At 43.3% G+C, this 16225-nt stretch carries 19 protein-coding genes and 1 riboswitch; of the genes, 18 read left to right on the top strand and 1 reads right to left on the bottom strand.

Annotated features, from left to right (window positions below; all coding sequences use genetic code 11):
* Positions 1-2: 2 nt before the first annotated feature.
* The 11 genes from efeB (at position 3) to DW738_RS02670 (ending at position 10279) form a co-directional block, all read left to right on the top strand.
* Complete coding sequence (efeB, locus tag DW738_RS02715) at positions 3-1211, top strand: iron uptake transporter deferrochelatase/peroxidase subunit (RefSeq protein ID WP_123160256.1); 1209 nt, start codon at positions 3-5, stop codon at positions 1209-1211.
* The gene (locus DW738_RS02710) at positions 1189-2871 is read left to right on the top strand and encodes an FTR1 family protein (protein ID WP_123160255.1); all 1683 of its coding nucleotides are present in this window, start codon (positions 1189-1191) and stop codon (positions 2869-2871) included. The genes efeB and DW738_RS02710 overlap by 23 nt, the downstream gene beginning before the upstream one ends.
* Positions 2861-3580: a twin-arginine translocase subunit TatC gene (tatC, locus tag DW738_RS02705; RefSeq protein ID WP_123159178.1), complete on the top strand. Its 720-nt coding sequence runs from the start codon at positions 2861-2863 to the stop codon at positions 3578-3580. The genes DW738_RS02710 and tatC overlap by 11 nt, the downstream gene beginning before the upstream one ends.
* A gap of 2 nt (positions 3581-3582) precedes the next feature.
* The gene (locus DW738_RS02700; protein ID WP_123160254.1) at positions 3583-3783 is read left to right on the top strand and encodes a twin-arginine translocase TatA/TatE family subunit; all 201 of its coding nucleotides are present in this window, start codon (positions 3583-3585) and stop codon (positions 3781-3783) included.
* Positions 3784-4034: 251 nt separating this feature from the next.
* Entirely contained in the window at positions 4035-4160 is a 126-nt protein-coding gene (locus DW738_RS10445; protein WP_023023285.1) for a hypothetical protein, read from the top strand.
* Between the two features lie 57 nt (positions 4161-4217).
* The gene (locus tag DW738_RS02695; protein ID WP_123160253.1) at positions 4218-4778 is read left to right on the top strand and encodes a sugar O-acetyltransferase; all 561 of its coding nucleotides are present in this window, start codon (positions 4218-4220) and stop codon (positions 4776-4778) included.
* Between the two features lie 41 nt (positions 4779-4819).
* Positions 4820-5497 (top strand): alpha/beta hydrolase, encoded by a 678-nt coding sequence (locus DW738_RS02690; RefSeq protein WP_243634242.1) that lies wholly within the window; start codon positions 4820-4822, stop codon positions 5495-5497.
* A 179-nt stretch (positions 5498-5676) separates the two neighbouring features.
* Entirely contained in the window at positions 5677-6660 is a 984-nt protein-coding gene (gene guaC / locus DW738_RS02685) for a GMP reductase (protein WP_023023279.1), read from the top strand.
* Positions 6653-6748, top strand: a riboswitch (purine riboswitch). It overlaps the preceding gene by 8 nt.
* A gap of 75 nt (positions 6749-6823) precedes the next feature.
* Positions 6824-7405, top strand: coding sequence for a xanthine phosphoribosyltransferase (locus DW738_RS02680; RefSeq protein WP_123160251.1), 582 nt, complete (start codon positions 6824-6826; stop codon positions 7403-7405).
* On the top strand, positions 7405-8667 hold the full coding sequence (locus DW738_RS02675; RefSeq protein WP_123160250.1) for a nucleobase:cation symporter-2 family protein: 1263 nt from the start codon (positions 7405-7407) through the stop codon (positions 8665-8667). Before DW738_RS02680 ends, DW738_RS02675 begins: the two co-directional genes overlap by 1 nt.
* A gap of 265 nt (positions 8668-8932) precedes the next feature.
* A complete protein-coding gene (locus DW738_RS02670) occupies positions 8933-10279 on the top strand; it encodes an MATE family efflux transporter (protein WP_123160249.1) in 1347 nt (448 codons plus the stop codon).
* A 32-nt stretch (positions 10280-10311) separates the two neighbouring features.
* Here the strand turns inward: DW738_RS02670 and DW738_RS02665 are convergent, their stop codons facing one another.
* Positions 10312-10494, bottom strand: a complete 183-nt coding sequence (locus DW738_RS02665) for a 4-oxalocrotonate tautomerase (RefSeq protein ID WP_001117401.1) — start codon at positions 10492-10494, stop codon at positions 10312-10314.
* Positions 10495-10923: 429 nt separating this feature from the next.
* Here DW738_RS02665 and DW738_RS02660 point away from each other — a divergent pair, with 429 nt between their 5' ends.
* Genes DW738_RS02660 through glyA form a run of 7 tightly spaced genes read left to right on the top strand, consistent with a single transcriptional unit; the run spans position 10924 to position 16221 of the window.
* Positions 10924-11508 (top strand): thymidine kinase, encoded by a 585-nt coding sequence (locus DW738_RS02660; RefSeq protein WP_123160248.1) that lies wholly within the window; start codon positions 10924-10926, stop codon positions 11506-11508.
* Positions 11509-11529: 21 nt separating this feature from the next.
* Complete coding sequence (locus DW738_RS02655; protein WP_123160247.1) at positions 11530-12009, top strand: GNAT family N-acetyltransferase; 480 nt, start codon at positions 11530-11532, stop codon at positions 12007-12009.
* 9 nt (positions 12010-12018) lie between these two features.
* Complete coding sequence (gene prfA / locus DW738_RS02650) at positions 12019-13098, top strand: peptide chain release factor 1 (RefSeq protein ID WP_023026823.1); 1080 nt, start codon at positions 12019-12021, stop codon at positions 13096-13098.
* Positions 13098-13934: a peptide chain release factor N(5)-glutamine methyltransferase gene (gene prmC / locus DW738_RS02645; RefSeq protein ID WP_123160246.1), complete on the top strand. Its 837-nt coding sequence runs from the start codon at positions 13098-13100 to the stop codon at positions 13932-13934. Before prfA ends, prmC begins: the two co-directional genes overlap by 1 nt.
* Entirely contained in the window at positions 13921-14532 is a 612-nt protein-coding gene (locus tag DW738_RS02640; protein ID WP_123160245.1) for an L-threonylcarbamoyladenylate synthase, read from the top strand. The genes prmC and DW738_RS02640 overlap by 14 nt, the downstream gene beginning before the upstream one ends.
* Positions 14522-14953, top strand: a complete 432-nt coding sequence (locus DW738_RS02635) for a GNAT family N-acetyltransferase (RefSeq protein ID WP_123160244.1) — start codon at positions 14522-14524, stop codon at positions 14951-14953. Before DW738_RS02640 ends, DW738_RS02635 begins: the two co-directional genes overlap by 11 nt.
* Before the next feature lie 11 nt (positions 14954-14964).
* Positions 14965-16221 carry a serine hydroxymethyltransferase gene (gene glyA / locus DW738_RS02630; RefSeq protein ID WP_123160243.1) on the top strand — a complete coding sequence of 419 codons (1257 nt, stop codon included), beginning with the start codon at positions 14965-14967 and terminating at the stop codon, positions 16219-16221.
* The last annotated feature ends 4 nt before the right edge of the window (positions 16222-16225 follow it).

Raw genomic sequence — 16225 nt, 5'->3', positions numbered from 1 at the left:
CAATGACAAAAGACGAAAAATTTTTTGAAAAGAAAATGGATCGTCGCGAATTTCTGAAAAAAGCAGGTATTGGGGGAGCAGGCTTAGCACTTGGTCTATCCGGTGCTTCTGCTTTTTTCGCTAATAAGGAGCAAGATTCCAAGAATATCGCGGACGGTCAAGAAGAGATTAGTTTTTATGGCAAGCACCAGTCGGGGATTACAACCCCCATGCAAAAAAACATTTATTTTGTCGTGCTAGACCTCCATACAAAAGATAAAGAAGAGATCATCCAATTATTTAAGGATTGGACGGACTATAGTGAGAAGTTGGTCAACGGAGACTTAGTCAAAAAAGATGGATCCAACGCTCTCTTGCCACCAAGTGATACAGGTGAAACAGTTGGACTAAATCCTTATCGCCTCACCTTAACCTTTGGTGTTTCGGCTAGTTTTTTGACAAAATTAGGACTTGAGAAGAAACGTCCTAAACTCTTCCGAGATTTGCCAGCTTTTCCTAAGGAACAGTTGAGAGAGCAGTATACGGGTGGTGATATCGTTATCCAGGCTTGTGCAGATGATGAGCAGGTGGCCTTTCATGCCGTACGCAACCTAATCCGTAAAGGACGCAATAAGGTGACTATGAAGTGGAGTCAATCAGGCTTTGCTGCTATTGGGGATCGCATGGAAACACCGAGAAACCTCTTTGGTTTTAAGGATGGAACTGCCAATGTCACGACAGAGAAAGATTTTGATAAGGTAGTCTGGTCTGATAGTCAAGACTGGATGAAAAACGGCTCTTATATGGCTGTTCGCAGGATTATCATGCACTTAGAGACCTGGGACCGCACCAACCTGCAGGAGCAAGAAAATACTTTTGGGCGTTATAAAGAAAGTGGTGCACCATTTGGAAAGAAAAACGAATTTGACGAAGTGGATCTCTCCCTCTTACCAGTTGACTCTCATGTCCGTTTGGCCAAAGAAGTGGATTTACCCATTTTACGCCGCTCTTATTCCTACTCTGATGGGATTGATCCGAAAACGGGGCAGTTTGATGCTGGATTACTCTTTATTGCCTTCCAAAAGGATCCAGACAGCTTTGTAAAAATCCAAACCAATCTTGGGGCAGTCGATAAGATGAATGAATACGTGACCCATATTGGCAGTGGCCTCTTTGCCTGCTTTGGAGGTGTGAAGAAAGGAGGCTACATTGGTCAAGACTTATTTGAATAAACTTCTAGTTGTCTTTGTAGCCTGTCTCTTTTTCATCGTATCGCCTGTCCAAGCAGAATCTTATAGCGATCTTTTTATCAAAATTACCGACGCGACGACAGCAGTTCGGGACAAGGATCAAGAGAAGGCTTACACGCTAGTAGCAGAGATAAAAGAAGAGTTTCTGAAGAAAGACAATCATGATTCTAAGGCAGGAAAGGAAGTTCAGAAAAGTCTGGACTTGGAGGGCGAAATCACAGAAAAACAATTGGTGACAGTTTCCGCTTCCTTGCTAGCCTTTGAAAAAGAGCAAAATCCAGTCGACCTGGATGCTGAAAAAGAGAAGCTAGAAACTCGCTTACAACCTTACTTTGAGAAGCTTCAAGAGGCGATTTCTGCAAAGGATCTCCAAGCAACACGTAAGGCCTACGCTGATTTAAACAATACCTGGACTCGGAATGAAGCAGTTGTCAGAGATCATAGTACCGCTTATTACGGAAAGGTAGAAACAGCTATCTCCTTCTTGAGAAGTGCGATCGAAACAGAGCCTACAAACTTTGACTCCATCCAATCTTCTTACGATGACCTAAAGAATGTGCTGGATCAATTTATCAGTGGGGAAAAGATCGAAGAAACATCCACCAATCTGACCCTTTCAGACGGGATTAAGCTCCTCAAGAAAGCTCTTGGTCTCTTCCAAGCCAATGACACTAGCCAGGCTAGTCAAGTGATGAAAGAGTTCATTACCATTTGGCCAACAATCGAAGGGGACGTCAGCACGACCAATCCAGCCCTCTATACCCGAGTGGAAAGCCAAAGTCCAGTCATTATGGTCAAGGGGAATGAAAGCAAGTATCAAAAGCAGTTGGAAGTCCTGATTAGTGATTTGTCTGCCATTGATACCACTGCCTCCTATTCGGCGGTTGATGCCATGTTGATCCTCTTGCGTGAAGGAGTCGAAGCGCTCTTGATTGTCATGGCTTTGGTGACAGTTCTCAAGTCAGCTAAAATGATCAAAGGCTTGAAATGTGTCTATTCAGGTGCCCTTCTGGGGATCCTGGCCAGTGCCGCCATTGCAGTTGCTCTTCAATTCTTATTCCCGGCTGTTACTTCAGCTTCCAACCGTGAAGTGATCGAAGGAGCAGTAGGGATCATCGCAGTAGGTATGATGATTGTCATTGGGATTTGGCTGCATCGCAAGTCCTCTGTTCAAAAATGGAACCAATTCATGGAGACGCAGATGAAGGCAGTGACTACAACTGGAAGTTTCATTTCGATGTTTGCTCTCAGTTTCTTAGCTGTCTTCCGAGAGGGAGCTGAGACCATTCTTTTCTATGTAGGGATCCTCCCTCGTATTCGTTCCTTTGATTTCTTCCTAGGGATCGGCTTAGCTCTTGCAGTTTTAGCCATTCTTGCTATTCTTATGACAAAGGCAAGTCATCTGGTCAAGCCACATAAAATTTTCTTCCTCTTGACTTGGATGATCTATGCTCTGGCCTTTAAGATGCTAGGGGTGAGCCTACACGCGCTCCAATTAACCAATATGCTTCCCAACCATGTCTTGAGTAATTTCCCAACCATTGATTGGGCAGGGATCTACCCGAGCTTGGAAGTTCTTGGTTGCCAAGTTTTATTTGTCCTGATTATCGGGATTGTGACGGTGAAGCAGCATGAAAAATGAAGATAGAAGGCTCACGATTGTAGAGCATTTAAGCGAGTTTAGACGACGCTTCATTGCTTGCATCCTTTGTTTTTTCCTTGTCTTTTGTGGAGCCCTCTTGTTTTCTGATCAGCTTTATTCCTACTTGACAGCTGGCTTTCGGGAAAAACTCTTAGTACTTGGACCTAATGATATTTTAAGCATCTACTTGCAATTGGCAGGTTTAATGGCTTTCACCATCACCCTGCCCTTCACCCTCTTTCAAGTCTGGCAATTTGTAAAGCCAGCTTTGAGAAAGGGGGAAGCAGGAGCTATTCTGCTCTATGTGCCAGCCAGTTTGATTTGTTTCTTACTAGGCTTATTCTTCGGCTATTATCTGGTAAGTCCGGCTATCTTAGAGGTCCTCTTGAAGTTGGGACAAGGCCAGTTTACTATCCAGTTAACGGCACAGAACTATTTGACCTTCGTCTTTCATACAACCGTTCCTCTGGGTGTCTTATTTGAATTGCCGGTCCTTGTAGCCTTTTTGACCTCGATTCATATCTTAACACCAGACTGGTTAAGGCGCTATCGCCGAATAGCCTACTTTCTATTGCTGGTACTAGCCGTCATCCTGACCCCTGCTGATTTTATCAGTGATCTAGCAATGACTGTGCCTCTTATCTTGCTCTATGAAGTGAGCCTGGGCATCAGTCGCATCATCTATAACCGTATACAAAAAAGGAGATAAATATGGGAATTTTACGTGATATCGGTGCACCAGGTCTGATTATTATTATCCTGGGAGCCCTCTTAATCTTTGGACCAAAGCGTTTGCCAGAGTTAGGACACTCACTTGGAAAAATGTTATCTGAATTCAAGTCGGCCGTCAACAATGGTGCCGCTGAAAAAGAAGAGGATAAAGACAGGACCGATAAAAAAGAAGAAAAATAGCTTTCCTTTCATGATATTTTCTGACAGAACGATGATGTCTTCTTTCATTTTCCATAATAGCAAAAGCAGGAGGATAGAGTTAAAACGATATCTGAGCAAGAATCCTGCTTTTTGTTATTTTTGAACAGTCTGAAAATTTTTGTAAATTACAAATTGAAAACAAATCAAAAAGTGATAGCGTTTTCCTTGAATCTTAAATAGGCCAGGAGTATAATGGAGGGTGGAAAAAGTACATTAAAAAGGAGTGTGTCATGATGATCATTAGTGTGATTTTTGCTGTAGCTTACTTCTTGCTGGTTGCCCTTGTTGCGGCTCTTGTTTTCCGAGCGATAGGAAAAATATTTGAGCTCTTCGATGGTTACCTGATGTACCATTAAGAGATAAACAAGCCCACTCACTATGAGTGGTTTTTTACTATTAGACGGGAGATGACTATGAAAACTGAATATGAAAAGATGATTGCTGGTGAGTTCTACAGTCCCATGGATCCAGAATTGAGGAGGTTGGCGCAAGAAGCTCGGACCAACCAATTTGTCTTTAACCAAGAAGCAGACGGAGATAAGCGAAGCCAAATCATAAAAAGTTGGTTCGGGTCCACTGGGGAAAATCTTTCCCTGCACCCTTTTTTGGCTTGCGATTATGGGGTGAATATCCACTTAGGAGAGAACTTTTATGCCAACTGGAACCTAACCATGCTGGATGTCTGCCCGATCAGGATTGGGAAGAACGCCATGATCGGTCCCAATTGCCAATTTCTCACGCCTCTCCATCCCCTAGATCCGCATGAACGTAATGCAGGAAAGGAATATGGAGCTCCGATAACGATTGGAGATAACTTTTGGGCAGGTGGAGGAGCCATCATTCTTCCAGGTGTTACCCTAGGCGATAATGTCGTCGTTGGAGCTGGATCAGTGGTGACAAAATCCTTTGGGGATAATGTAGTCTTAGCAGGTAATCCGGCCAGAATCATCAAGGAAATCGAGGTAAAAGAATGAGGTTTTACTTTATCGGAGGCCTCGGTAGTAACGAGAATCATATGACCGAATTTGCTCACTGTTTTCCATTTCCCATCACGTATCTAGACCCCTATAAGGTGAACCTGGAATCTCCTAAAGATATAGAAGATTGGTTTGAAGCCCATGCGGATACTAATGAAAATACTTGTATCATAGCCCATTCACTAGGTGGAGATTTGGCTCGCTACCTAGCATCGAAAATACCACAAATGACCCACCTGGTTCTCCTTGACGGTGGCTATCTTGACATGGACCAGATCTTACCACTAGAGCAGGAACTTGAAGAGACAGTCGCCTATCTGAAGCACCATGTATTTTCATCTCTAGAGGAAGCTGTTGCAAGTGAACTTGGAGATACGGACAATCCTTTGCCAGCGACTATAAAAGCCATCCAAGCCAGTTATCGTTGGAATTCTGACCTCTATCATTATGAACTGGATCTAGATCCACAAGCTGTTCTTTCCCTGCTGAGAGTCAGAAGGGAGATTCGATCTTTTCAAACTCCACTAACGGATACCAAGGCCTTGTTTATCGGTCCTAAATACGAAGATGAGCCCGATTGGAGAGCTCAAGCCCTTGAGACATTAGATCCCTCTATCAAGAAGGTACTCTTAAAGGATCTCGGTCACGATTTTTATACAGCAGTCCCTAATCTTGTCAGTAAAGAAATCATCAATTGGATTGGCGTTTGTTCATAAATAACTCATATATAGAAACTCCTCTAAACAATCGTCTAGTAATTTCCGAACATTATTTAGATAATCAGCATTCTAATTGAATCGACTCCGTATCTTTGTTATAATCTTGAATGGAAACGTCGGAAGGCGTAGTGATGAACCATCACGATTTAAAATTTAGAAACGAGATTTCAATCCGTATGTTAAACGAATTTCCAATCTTTGATTACGAAGATATTCAATTAATCCCTAACAAGTGCATTATCAAAAGTCGTGCAGAAGCTGACACGTCAGTTCAGTTTGGTAATCACACTTTCAAGTTGCCAGTCGTACCTGCCAACATGCAGACTATCCTCGATGAGGATGTGGCCGAGCAACTGGCTAAAGGGGGATATTTTTACATTATGCACCGCTTTGACGAAGCTGGTCGAATCCCTTTTATCAAACGCATGCACGATCAAGGTTTAATTGCTTCTATCTCAGTTGGAGTAAAAGACTATGAGTACGACTTTGTGACTCAACTCAAGGACGATGCGCCTGAATACATCACCATCGATATCGCTCACGGTCACTCAGATAGTGTGATCCAAATGATCCAGCATATCAAGAAGGAGTTGCCAGATACCTTTGTCATCGCAGGAAATGTCGGAACACCAGAGGCCGTTCGTGAGTTGGAAAATGCTGGAGCGGATGCTACCAAGGTCGGGATCGGTCCTGGTAAGGTCTGCATCACCAAAGTGAAGACTGGCTTTGGTACTGGCGGTTGGCAGTTAGCAGCCCTTCGTTGGTGTTCAAAAGCAGCTCGCAAGCCGATTATTGCGGACGGGGGGATTCGGACGCACGGAGATATTGCTAAATCCATTCGCTTTGGTGCTAGCATGGTCATGATTGGCTCGCTTTTTGCAGGACACATTGAAAGCCCAGGTAAAACCGTTGAAGTCGACGGGGAATCCTTTAAAGAGTATTATGGATCTGCTTCCGAGTACCAAAAAGGGGCCTATAAAAATGTTGAAGGTAAGAAAATCCTCCTACCAGCCAAAGGTCATCTGCAAGATACCTTGACAGAGATGGAGCAAGACTTGCAAAGTTCTATTTCCTATGCTGGAGGTCGCAAGGTTGCTGATCTCAAGCATGTCGATTATGTCATCGTAAAGAATTCTATCTGGAATGGTGACTCTCATTAAAACTACAATTACTTATTTATCTTGCGGATTGGCGCAAGGTCTCTACAAGGTGCCGGAACACCTAACAATAAGTAAGTCTTAGATTGATCCAGGGATACTTGGATTCTTTAGAGGCTTACTTGGTAAGTCTCTATTTTTTGTTCCATACTGTTTAGGAGAAAACATGAAATTATTAGAAGAACGTATATTGAAAGACGGATATGTCTTGGGAGAGAATATCCTCAAGGTTGATTCCTTCTTGACCCACCAAGTGGATTACCAGTTGATGAAAGAAATTGGGAAGGCTTTTGCGGACCGGTTTAAAGATGCTGGTCTGACCAAGGTTGTGACCATTGAAGCTTCCGGAATTGCTCCTGCCCTCTATGTGGCAGAAGCTTTGGAACTTCCCATGATCTTTGCTAAAAAAGCCAAGAATATTACCATGAATGAAGGGATTTTGACAGCAGAAGTCTATTCCTTTACCAAGCAAGTGACCAGTACGGTTTCCATTGCTAGCAAGTTTTTAACACCAGATGATCGCGTCTTGATCATCGATGACTTTCTAGCAAATGGCCAAGCAGCTAAGGGCTTGATCCAGATCATCGAACAAGCTGGTGCCAGTGTAGAAGCCGTCGGTATCGTCATCGAGAAATCTTTCCAGGATGGCCGTGGACTGCTAGAAAAACTCGGCTACCCAGTTGTATCCCTAGCTCGTTTGGACCGTTTTGAAAATGGTCAAGTTGTATTCAAGGAGGCAGACATCTAATGCAAAAGCAAGAAAACCATTCACAGGCAGCCATTCTAGGCTTGCAGCACCTATTGGCCATGTATTCGGGTTCTATTTTAGTGCCGATTATGATTGCCGGCGCTTTGGGCTATAATGCCCAGCAACTAACCTATCTGATTTCTACAGATATCTTTATGTGTGGGGTAGCCACCTTCCTGCAATTGCAGTTAAACAAACATTTCGGGATTGGTCTACCGGTCGTCCTCGGGGTGGCCTTCCAGTCTGTGGCACCTCTTAGCATGATTGGGGCTAGCCATGGTAGTGGGGCTATGTTTGGGGCCTTGATTGTTTCAGGGATTTACGTCGTTCTGGTCTCAGGATTCTTCTCTAAAATCGCCAACCTCTTCCCATCTATTGTGACAGGATCTGTCATTACCACAATCGGTTTGACCTTGATTCCAGTTGCGATTGGGAACATGGGAAACAATGCAGCAGAACCAACGGTTCAAAGTTTGATCTTGGCTGTGATTACCATTCTCATCATTCTCGTCGTTAATATCTATACGACAGGCTTTATCAAATCTATTTCTATTTTGATTGGGTTGATTGTAGGAACAGCTATCGCGGCTTCTATGGGCTTGGTAGACTTCACTCCTGTAGAGCAAGCTCCAGTCCTTCACGTTCCAACGCCCTTCTTCTTTGGAGCTCCAAAGTTTGAAATCACTTCAATCGTCATGATGTGTATCATCGCGACAGTTTCTATGGTCGAATCGACTGGTGTCTATCTTGCTCTTTCAGATATTACAAAAGATCCAATTGATAGCACGCGCCTTCGCAATGGCTACCGTGCCGAAGGATTAGCCGTCCTTCTCGGTGGTATCTTCAATACCTTCCCATACACAGGGTTCTCACAAAACGTCGGCTTGGTGAAATTGTCTGGTATCAAGACCCGTCTTCCAATCTACTACGCAGCTGGTTTCCTCGTTCTTCTTGGTCTCCTGCCTAAGTTTGGAGCTTTGGCGCAAATCATCCCAAGTCCAGTACTTGGGGGAGCTATGCTGGTTATGTTTGGTTTTGTGTCTATTCAAGGGATGCAGATCCTTGCGCGTGTTGATTTTGAACACAATGAGCACAATTTCCTCATCGCGGCTGTATCAATCGCAGCAGGAGTAGGGTTAAACAATAGTACCCTCTTTAACGGCCTTCCAAGTGCATTTAAAATGTTCTTTGCAAATGGAATTGTTGTTGCCAGCGTCTTGGCAATTATTCTCAACGCCATCTTGAACCGCAACAAAAAATAATCTAAATAGAGGCTGGGACAAAAGTCCTAGCCTCTCAATTGTCTTTGGATTGTCGAGCAAGACGCAGTGGTTGAGTGGGCTCTACTACGCTGATTTCATCAGCTTTTACAGCCCTACTCAACTGTGCGAAGGTGGGACGACGAAATCGAATTCTAACGAATTACCGATTTCTGTCCCACTCTCTTTTAATTATTTTGACATTTAAGGTGACATATAGTAGAGTGGTAAGAGAAAATTTCAACTTGACAAGAAGAGAGTATTATCCATGTATCTAACCCATCATTTTAAAGAGCGCTTGCGCTTGTTTATCAGTCTATTTGTTCCTCTACTGGTCTATCAACTAGCTAACTATTCTGCTAGTTTTGTGGATACAGCCATGACAGGACAATACAATACCTTGGACTTAGCCGGAGTGTCAACTGCCACTAGTCTTTGGAATCCCTTTTTTACTTTTTTAACGGGGATTGTATCTGCTTTAACGCCCATTATTGGTCATCATTTAGGGCAGGGGAATAAAAAAAGAATCGCTTCTGATTTTTATCAATTTATCTATCTCTCTTTCATGATGGCTGTCCTCTTGATCGCTTTTGTCTTGCTGATTGCACCGATTGTCTTAAGTAAAATTGGTTTAGAAAGTGTCGTAGAGGGGATTGCAACCCATTACTTAGCCTTTCTCTCTCTAGGAATTTTGCCTCTCTTACTCTTTAGTGTGGTCCGTTCCTTGCTAGATACATTGGGCCTTACTCGTTTGTCCATGTACCTTATGTTGCTCTTATTACCTTTAAATGCTAGTTTTAACTACATATTGATTTATGGAGCTTTTGGTCTTCCTGAGCTAGGAGGAGCAGGAGCGGGACTAGGGACTTCCTTGGCCTACTGGGTCCTCCTCATCATTGCTTTTTTGATCCTTTTTAAACACCCTAAAGTAGCTATCTACCAACTTTGGAAGGTTCAACCTATCAATTTCAAGGAGATGAAAGAGACGATTCGCCTGGGCTTACCGATTGGGGGGATTGTATTTGCAGAAGTCATCATCTTCTCTTTAGTGGGCTTGCTCATGGCTAAATTCCCATCTATGACCATTGCCAGTCACCAGTCGGCCATGAATTTTTCAACTCTCATGTACGCTTTTCCAGCTAGCATCTCCAATACCATGGCTATTATTGTGTCCTACGAGATTGGGGCTGGTCGTCCCGATGTTGTTCGTCAATATTGCCGGATTGGACGATGGACAGCCTTTGGGTTTGCCTTCTTTACCCTTACCTTCCTCTATTTTTATCGCTATCAAGTAGCAGGGTTCTATGGCACTGATCCGGAATTTATCCACCAGACAGCTATTTTCATGACCTATAGCCTACTTTTTCAAATAGCGGATACGGTCGCAGCACCGATCCAAGGGATTCTACGCGGTTACAAGGACACCACCGTTCCCTTCTTGCTCGGAGTTTTTAGCTACTGGTGTGTCTCTATTCCATTGGGGATCTTTTTAGACCATGTCACCAACCTAGGTCCGTATGCTTACTGGATTGGCTTAATTTCTAGCATTGTCGTTAGTGGTATTTGTTACCAGCTGCGTCTCTGGCAGATTCAAAAGAAATACCAAATTTCTTAAAAACAACCAGAATACGCTTCTGGTTGTTTTGTTTATTTAGTGCGCATTTCACCTTGAGGGAAATAGGTTCCTTCAGGCATATCATTGATAATGACATGAACTGCAGATTGGGGAGCACCTGTATTCCGAACGACAGCCTCGGTTACTTCCTTGGCTAGAGCTTTCTTTTGTTCCAAAGTGCGTCCTTCAAATAAATCAATACGTACAAATGGCATTGCACCACCTCCTTCATAAATCTTAACCTTATTTTATCACATTTTACATAAAAAGGAGGAGCCTATGTAGATGCTACTAGTATGGATTCAATAACCATATAAAAATTTTTTACCAATATTTAGTACTACCTACTTCCATAGCTTCAGGAATTATGGTATAATTAATTTGTGAGAAGTGGTCTCTCACCATGCGTTTGTCATTTTGTCAGGGAAATGATAGACGCTTTTTTTATTCTCAAATTACGAAAAATATGTGGCAACCAAGTTAAATTTTTGCGTGATTGAACAAGAGAAGTGAGGCTCTATAGGATTCCGAATCATCTTCCTGAGAAAGCTTCCCATACAATGGAGAGTCTTCCTATAAGTTGCCCTAATTTACTGCCCGTGTTATAATATAATGAAACACATTTTAGAGAGATCAGAAGGAAAATGGCACAATTATATTATAAATATGGGACGATGAATTCAGGTAAGACCATCGAAATTTTGAAGGTGGCCCATAATTATGAAGAGCAAGGTAAAAGCGTGGTCATCATGACCTCTGCGATCGATACGCGCGATGGATTTGGAGTTGTTTCTAGCCGGATTGGTATGAAACGGGAAGCCATCGCAATTGAAGATGAGACAGATATCTTCGGTTATATCCAAAGTTTGGAAGAGAAACCCTACTGTGTCTTAATCGATGAAGCTCAGTTTTTGAAACGTCACCACGTCTATGATCTTGCCAGAGTCGTCGATGAACTAGATGTGCCCGTCATGGCTTTTGGCCTCAAAAATGATTTCCGCAATGAACTCTTTGAGGGTTCTGAACATTTGTTGTTGCTAGCGGACAAGATCGAGGAGATCAAGACCATCTGTCAATACTGTTCTCGTAAAGCGACCATGGTTTTGCGCACTCAAGCCGGGAAACCTGTCTACGATGGAGAGCAGATCCAAATCGGTGGTCACGAGACCTATATCTCGGTTTGCCGTAAACATTATTTTAACCCAGACATACCAACTGAAAGCGTCTAGAACGTTTTAGAGAGGATAAAAATGTCTATTTGTTTAAAATATATTACAATAGAAAATTATTTTGACGTTTTAAATCTAGAAGTTCATCCAAACCAAAGGAATTTTATTGCATCCAATTCCATTAGTTTAGCTGAAGCCTATGTATATGATAAAAATGGTGATTTTATAGCTCCCTTAGCAGTTTATGATAAGGAAGTATTAGTTGGTTTTGTTATGATTGCCTATGACCGGAAAATTGGGATCAGTAAGGGGAACTACTTGTTATTTCGTTTTATGATAGATAAACGATTTCAAGGTTTAGGCTATTTTAAACAGACTATGGATGCAGTCATTGACTTTGTTCGAACAGAGCCAGCTGGAAAAGCAACAAGTCTTTGGTTATCTTATGAACCAGAAAATGAACATGCGAGATCTTGCTATCTCCATTATGGATTTAAAGAAACTGGTGAAGTCATAGAAGACGAAATTGTAGCAATCTATGATCTAACAACCAAGAATTAAGGAGCAAACATGAATATCTATGATCAACTACAAGCTGTGGAAGACCGATACGAGGAGTTAGGAGAGTTATTGAGTGACCCAGATGTGGTCTCTGATACCAAACGCTTTATGGAGCTTTCAAAAGAAGAGGCTTCCACTCGTGACACGGTGACAGCATACCGAGAATACAAACAAGTCCTTCAAAATATCGTCGATGCTGAAGAAATGATCAAGGAATCAGGCGGCGATGCAGATTTGGAAGAAATGGCCAAGCAAGAGCTCAAAGATGCCAAGGCTGAAAAGGAAGAGTACGAAGAAAAACTAAAGATCTTACTTCTTCCAAAAGATCCAAACGATGACAAGAACATTATCTTGGAAATCCGTGGAGCAGCAGGAGGGGACGAAGCTCAGTTGTTTGCTGGCGACCTCTTACAGATGTACCAAAAATATGCGGAAAGCCAAGGTTGGCGCTTTGAAGTCATGGAAGCTTCCTACAATGGCGTTGGTGGGATCAAAGAAGTAGTGGCCATGGTATCTGGTCAATCTGTCTATTCAAAACTCAAGTACGAATCTGGTGCCCACCGGGTACAACGGGTTCCTGTGACGGAAAGCCAAGGTCGTGTCCATACCTCTACAGCAACCGTTCTGGTCATGCCAGAAATTGAAGAAGTTGAGTACGACATTGATCCAAAAGACCTTCGGATTGACATCTATCACGCCTCTGGTGCGGGTGGACAGAATGTCAACAAGGTCGCAACAGCCGTCCGTATCGTCCACTTGCCTACCAACATCAAGGTAGAGATGCAGGAAGAACGGACGCAACAGAAGAACCGTGAAAAAGCCATGAAAATCATCCGTGCGCGTGTGGCTGACCACTTCGCTCAGATTGCCCAAGATGAGCAGGATGCTGAGCGGAAGTCAACTATTGGTACAGGTGACCGTTCAGAGCGGATCCGGACTTATAACTTCCCTCAAAACCGTGTGACTGATCACCGGATTGGCTTGACCCTTCAAAAATTGGATACCATCTTATCTGGTAAATTAGATGAAGTGGTCGATGCTTTGGTCTTGTATGATCAAACACAAAAACTAGAAGAGTTGAACAAATAATGTTGTTGGGACAATTAGTAGCCCAGTATGAAGAAGAATTAATAGCCGTCGGAGAGGAAGCAGAAAGCCTCTCCTTCGCATATCGTGCTTTAAAAAACTGGACCTTTACAGACTTTGTCCTTGCCTTGCAAAAAGAGGTGGAAGCAGAGGACCAAGCCTTGCTTGATTCCATCTTTGAGCAGTTGAAATTTCACGTCCCTGCCCAGTATATTATTGGGAGCGCCGAATTTTGTGGCCATGTTTTTACAGTTGATGAGCGCGTGCTGATTCCTAGACCTGAAACGGAAGAATTGGTTGCACTCATTCTTGAAGAAAACGACCGGGAATCCCTACGAGTTCTGGATATCGGAACAGGAAGTGGTGCCATTGCTATCAGCTTAGCGCTCGCTAGACCTAACTGGCAGGTTCAAGCTAGTGATGTATCAGAAGAGGCTTTGGAGCTTGCTCAAGAAAATGCCCAGCAGTTAGAAGCAATCCTTGATTTCAAAACTTCAGATGTTCTAGATCAGCTAGCAGGTCCCTATGACCTGATTGTGTCCAACCCTCCCTATATCTCTCATGATGATGTAGAAGAAGTCGGAGTCAATGTATTAGCCTCTGAACCTCACTTAGCTCTCTTTGCAGATAGAGACGGCTATGCCATCTACGAAAAGATTGCTCAGCAAGCACCGAGTGTATTAACACCATATGGAAAAATCTATCTAGAAATCGGCTATAAGCAAGGAGAAAAAGTAAAGGAACTCTTTCAAGAGGCTTTTTCCAACAAACGAGTTCGCGTTTTGAAAGACCAATTTGGACAGGATAGAATGGTGGTGGTGGACAATGGATCTATTTGAGAAAGAATTAGAAGCTGGTTATGCAGTTGTCTTACCGACTGAAACTGTCTATGGGCTCTTTGCCAAGGCCTTGGATGAAGCAGCGGTTGATCAGGTCTATGCTCTAAAGCAGCGCCCTCGCGAGAAGGCTATGAACCTCAATATTTCCAGTGAAGAGGGAATTCGATTTTATTCGAAGAATCAACCACCCTATCTATCAAAACTAATCGCAAGTTTTTTACCAGGCCCTTTAACCATCATCCTTGAGGCTAATGAAAAGGTTCCAGCTTGGATCAATTCTGGAATGGCTACGGTTGGCTTTCGCATGCCAGCCCATCCAAAGACGTTGGAATTAATTCGTAAAACAGGTCCCTTGATTGGACCTTCTGCCAATCTCTCAGGGAAAGCTAGTGGAACCCAGTGCCAGCAAATTCTTAAGGAACTTGGCCATGGAGTTTTAGGACTTGAAGATGATAGCTTTCTAACTGGGCAGGATTCAACTATTCTTGACCTCACGGGTCCTAAAGCTCGCATCTTGCGTCAGGGGGCCATTACACGTTCGGAGATTTTTCAGCGTGTACCAGAGATTCCTTTCGAGGAGGAAGAAGATGTTACGTAACCTGTTATTAACAGATGTGGAAGCTTTGTGTCAGATTAACGAGCAAGCATTAGGCTACTCTTTTTCTACTGAGAAAACAGCCCAGCAACTAGCTAAACTAACTAAAGATGCTCACCATTTTTTCATCGGGTTTGAAGATAGCGTGACCCAACAACTGCTTGGTTATGTTCATGCAGAAATTTACCAGTCACTTTACTCGGATCCAGGTTTTAATATTTTGGCCTTAGCCGTTTTGCCCTATCAACAAGGCAAAGGGATTGGTAAAACCTTGCTTCAAGGTTTAGAAGTAGAAGCCAATCAACGTGGGTACGCTTTTATTCGCTTGAATTCTGCAGATTACCGCACCGAAGCTCACGCTTTCTACGAACAGGTCGGTTATACCTGTGACAAGCTACAAAAACGTTTTATAAAATTTATTTAAGGAGAAGACCTATGATTTTTGACAAAGAAGATTACAAAGCATATGATGCAGCTCTATGGGATGCCATTGCGAAAGAAGAAGAGCGCCAGCAAAATAACATTGAGTTGATTGCTTCTGAAAACGTCGTCTCTAAGGCGGTTATGGCTGCCCAAGGGTCTATCCTGACCAATAAATACGCAGAAGGATATCCGGGACGTCGTTACTACGGTGGGACTGATGTCGTAGACATCGTCGAAAGCCTCGCCATCGAACGCGCTAAGGAAATCTTTGGGGCTAAGTTTGCCAATGTTCAACCCCACTCAGGTAGTCAGGCTAACTGTGCTGCCTATATGGCCTTGATTGAGCCAGGAGATACGGTTATGGGGATGGATCTAGCTGCCGGTGGACATTTGACTCACGGTGCTTCTGTGAGCTTCTCAGGTCAAACCTACAACTTTGTATCTTACAGTGTAGATCCTGAAACTGAACTCTTGGATTTTGATGCTATCTTGAAACAAGCTCAAGAAGTGAAGCCAAAGTTGATTGTAGCAGGTGCTTCAGCCTACTCTCACATCATTGATTTCTCAAAATTCCGTGAGATTGCGGATGCAGTAGGAGCCAAACTCATGGTCGATATGGCCCATATTGCTGGTTTGGTAGCCGCTGGCCTTCACCCAAGCCCAGTTCCTTATGCACATATCACGACCACGACCACTCACAAGACCCTTCGTGGACCTCGTGGTGGCTTGATCCTGACCAATGATGAAGACTTGGCTAAAAAGATTAATTCTGCCATCTTCCCTGGTATTCAAGGTGGACCTTTAGAGCATGTCGTTGCAGCCAAAGCTGTTGCTTTCAAAGAAGCCCTCGATCCTGCCTTTAAAGAGTATGCAGCTAACGTGATTAAAAACAGCCAGGCTATGGCTGATGTCTTCTTGCAAGATCCAGATTTCCGTGTCATTTCAGGCGGAACAGAGAACCACCTTTTCCTTGTCGATGTGACGAAAGTCGTTGAAAATGGAAAAGTGGCTCAAAACATACTAGATGAGGTCAACATTACCCTCAACAAGAACTCCATCCCATATGAAACCCTGTCACCATTTAAGACCAGTGGGATTCGGATTGGGACAGCAGCTATCACAGCCCGTGGTTTTGGAGAAGAAGAAAGCCGTACGGTAGCTGAATTGATCATCAAAGCATTGAAAAATGCGGATAACCCAGCTGCATTAGAAGAAGTACGTGCTCAAGTCAAAGCCTTGACAGATGCCTTCCCACTTTACGAGGACTAAACCA

Source organism: Streptococcus sp. AM28-20, assembly GCF_003603595.1.
Classification (GTDB): Bacteria; Bacillota; Bacilli; order Lactobacillales; family Streptococcaceae; genus Streptococcus; species Streptococcus ilei.
The sequence above is the reverse complement of the archived record's forward strand: the minus strand, read 5'-3'. Positions and strand labels throughout refer to the sequence as shown.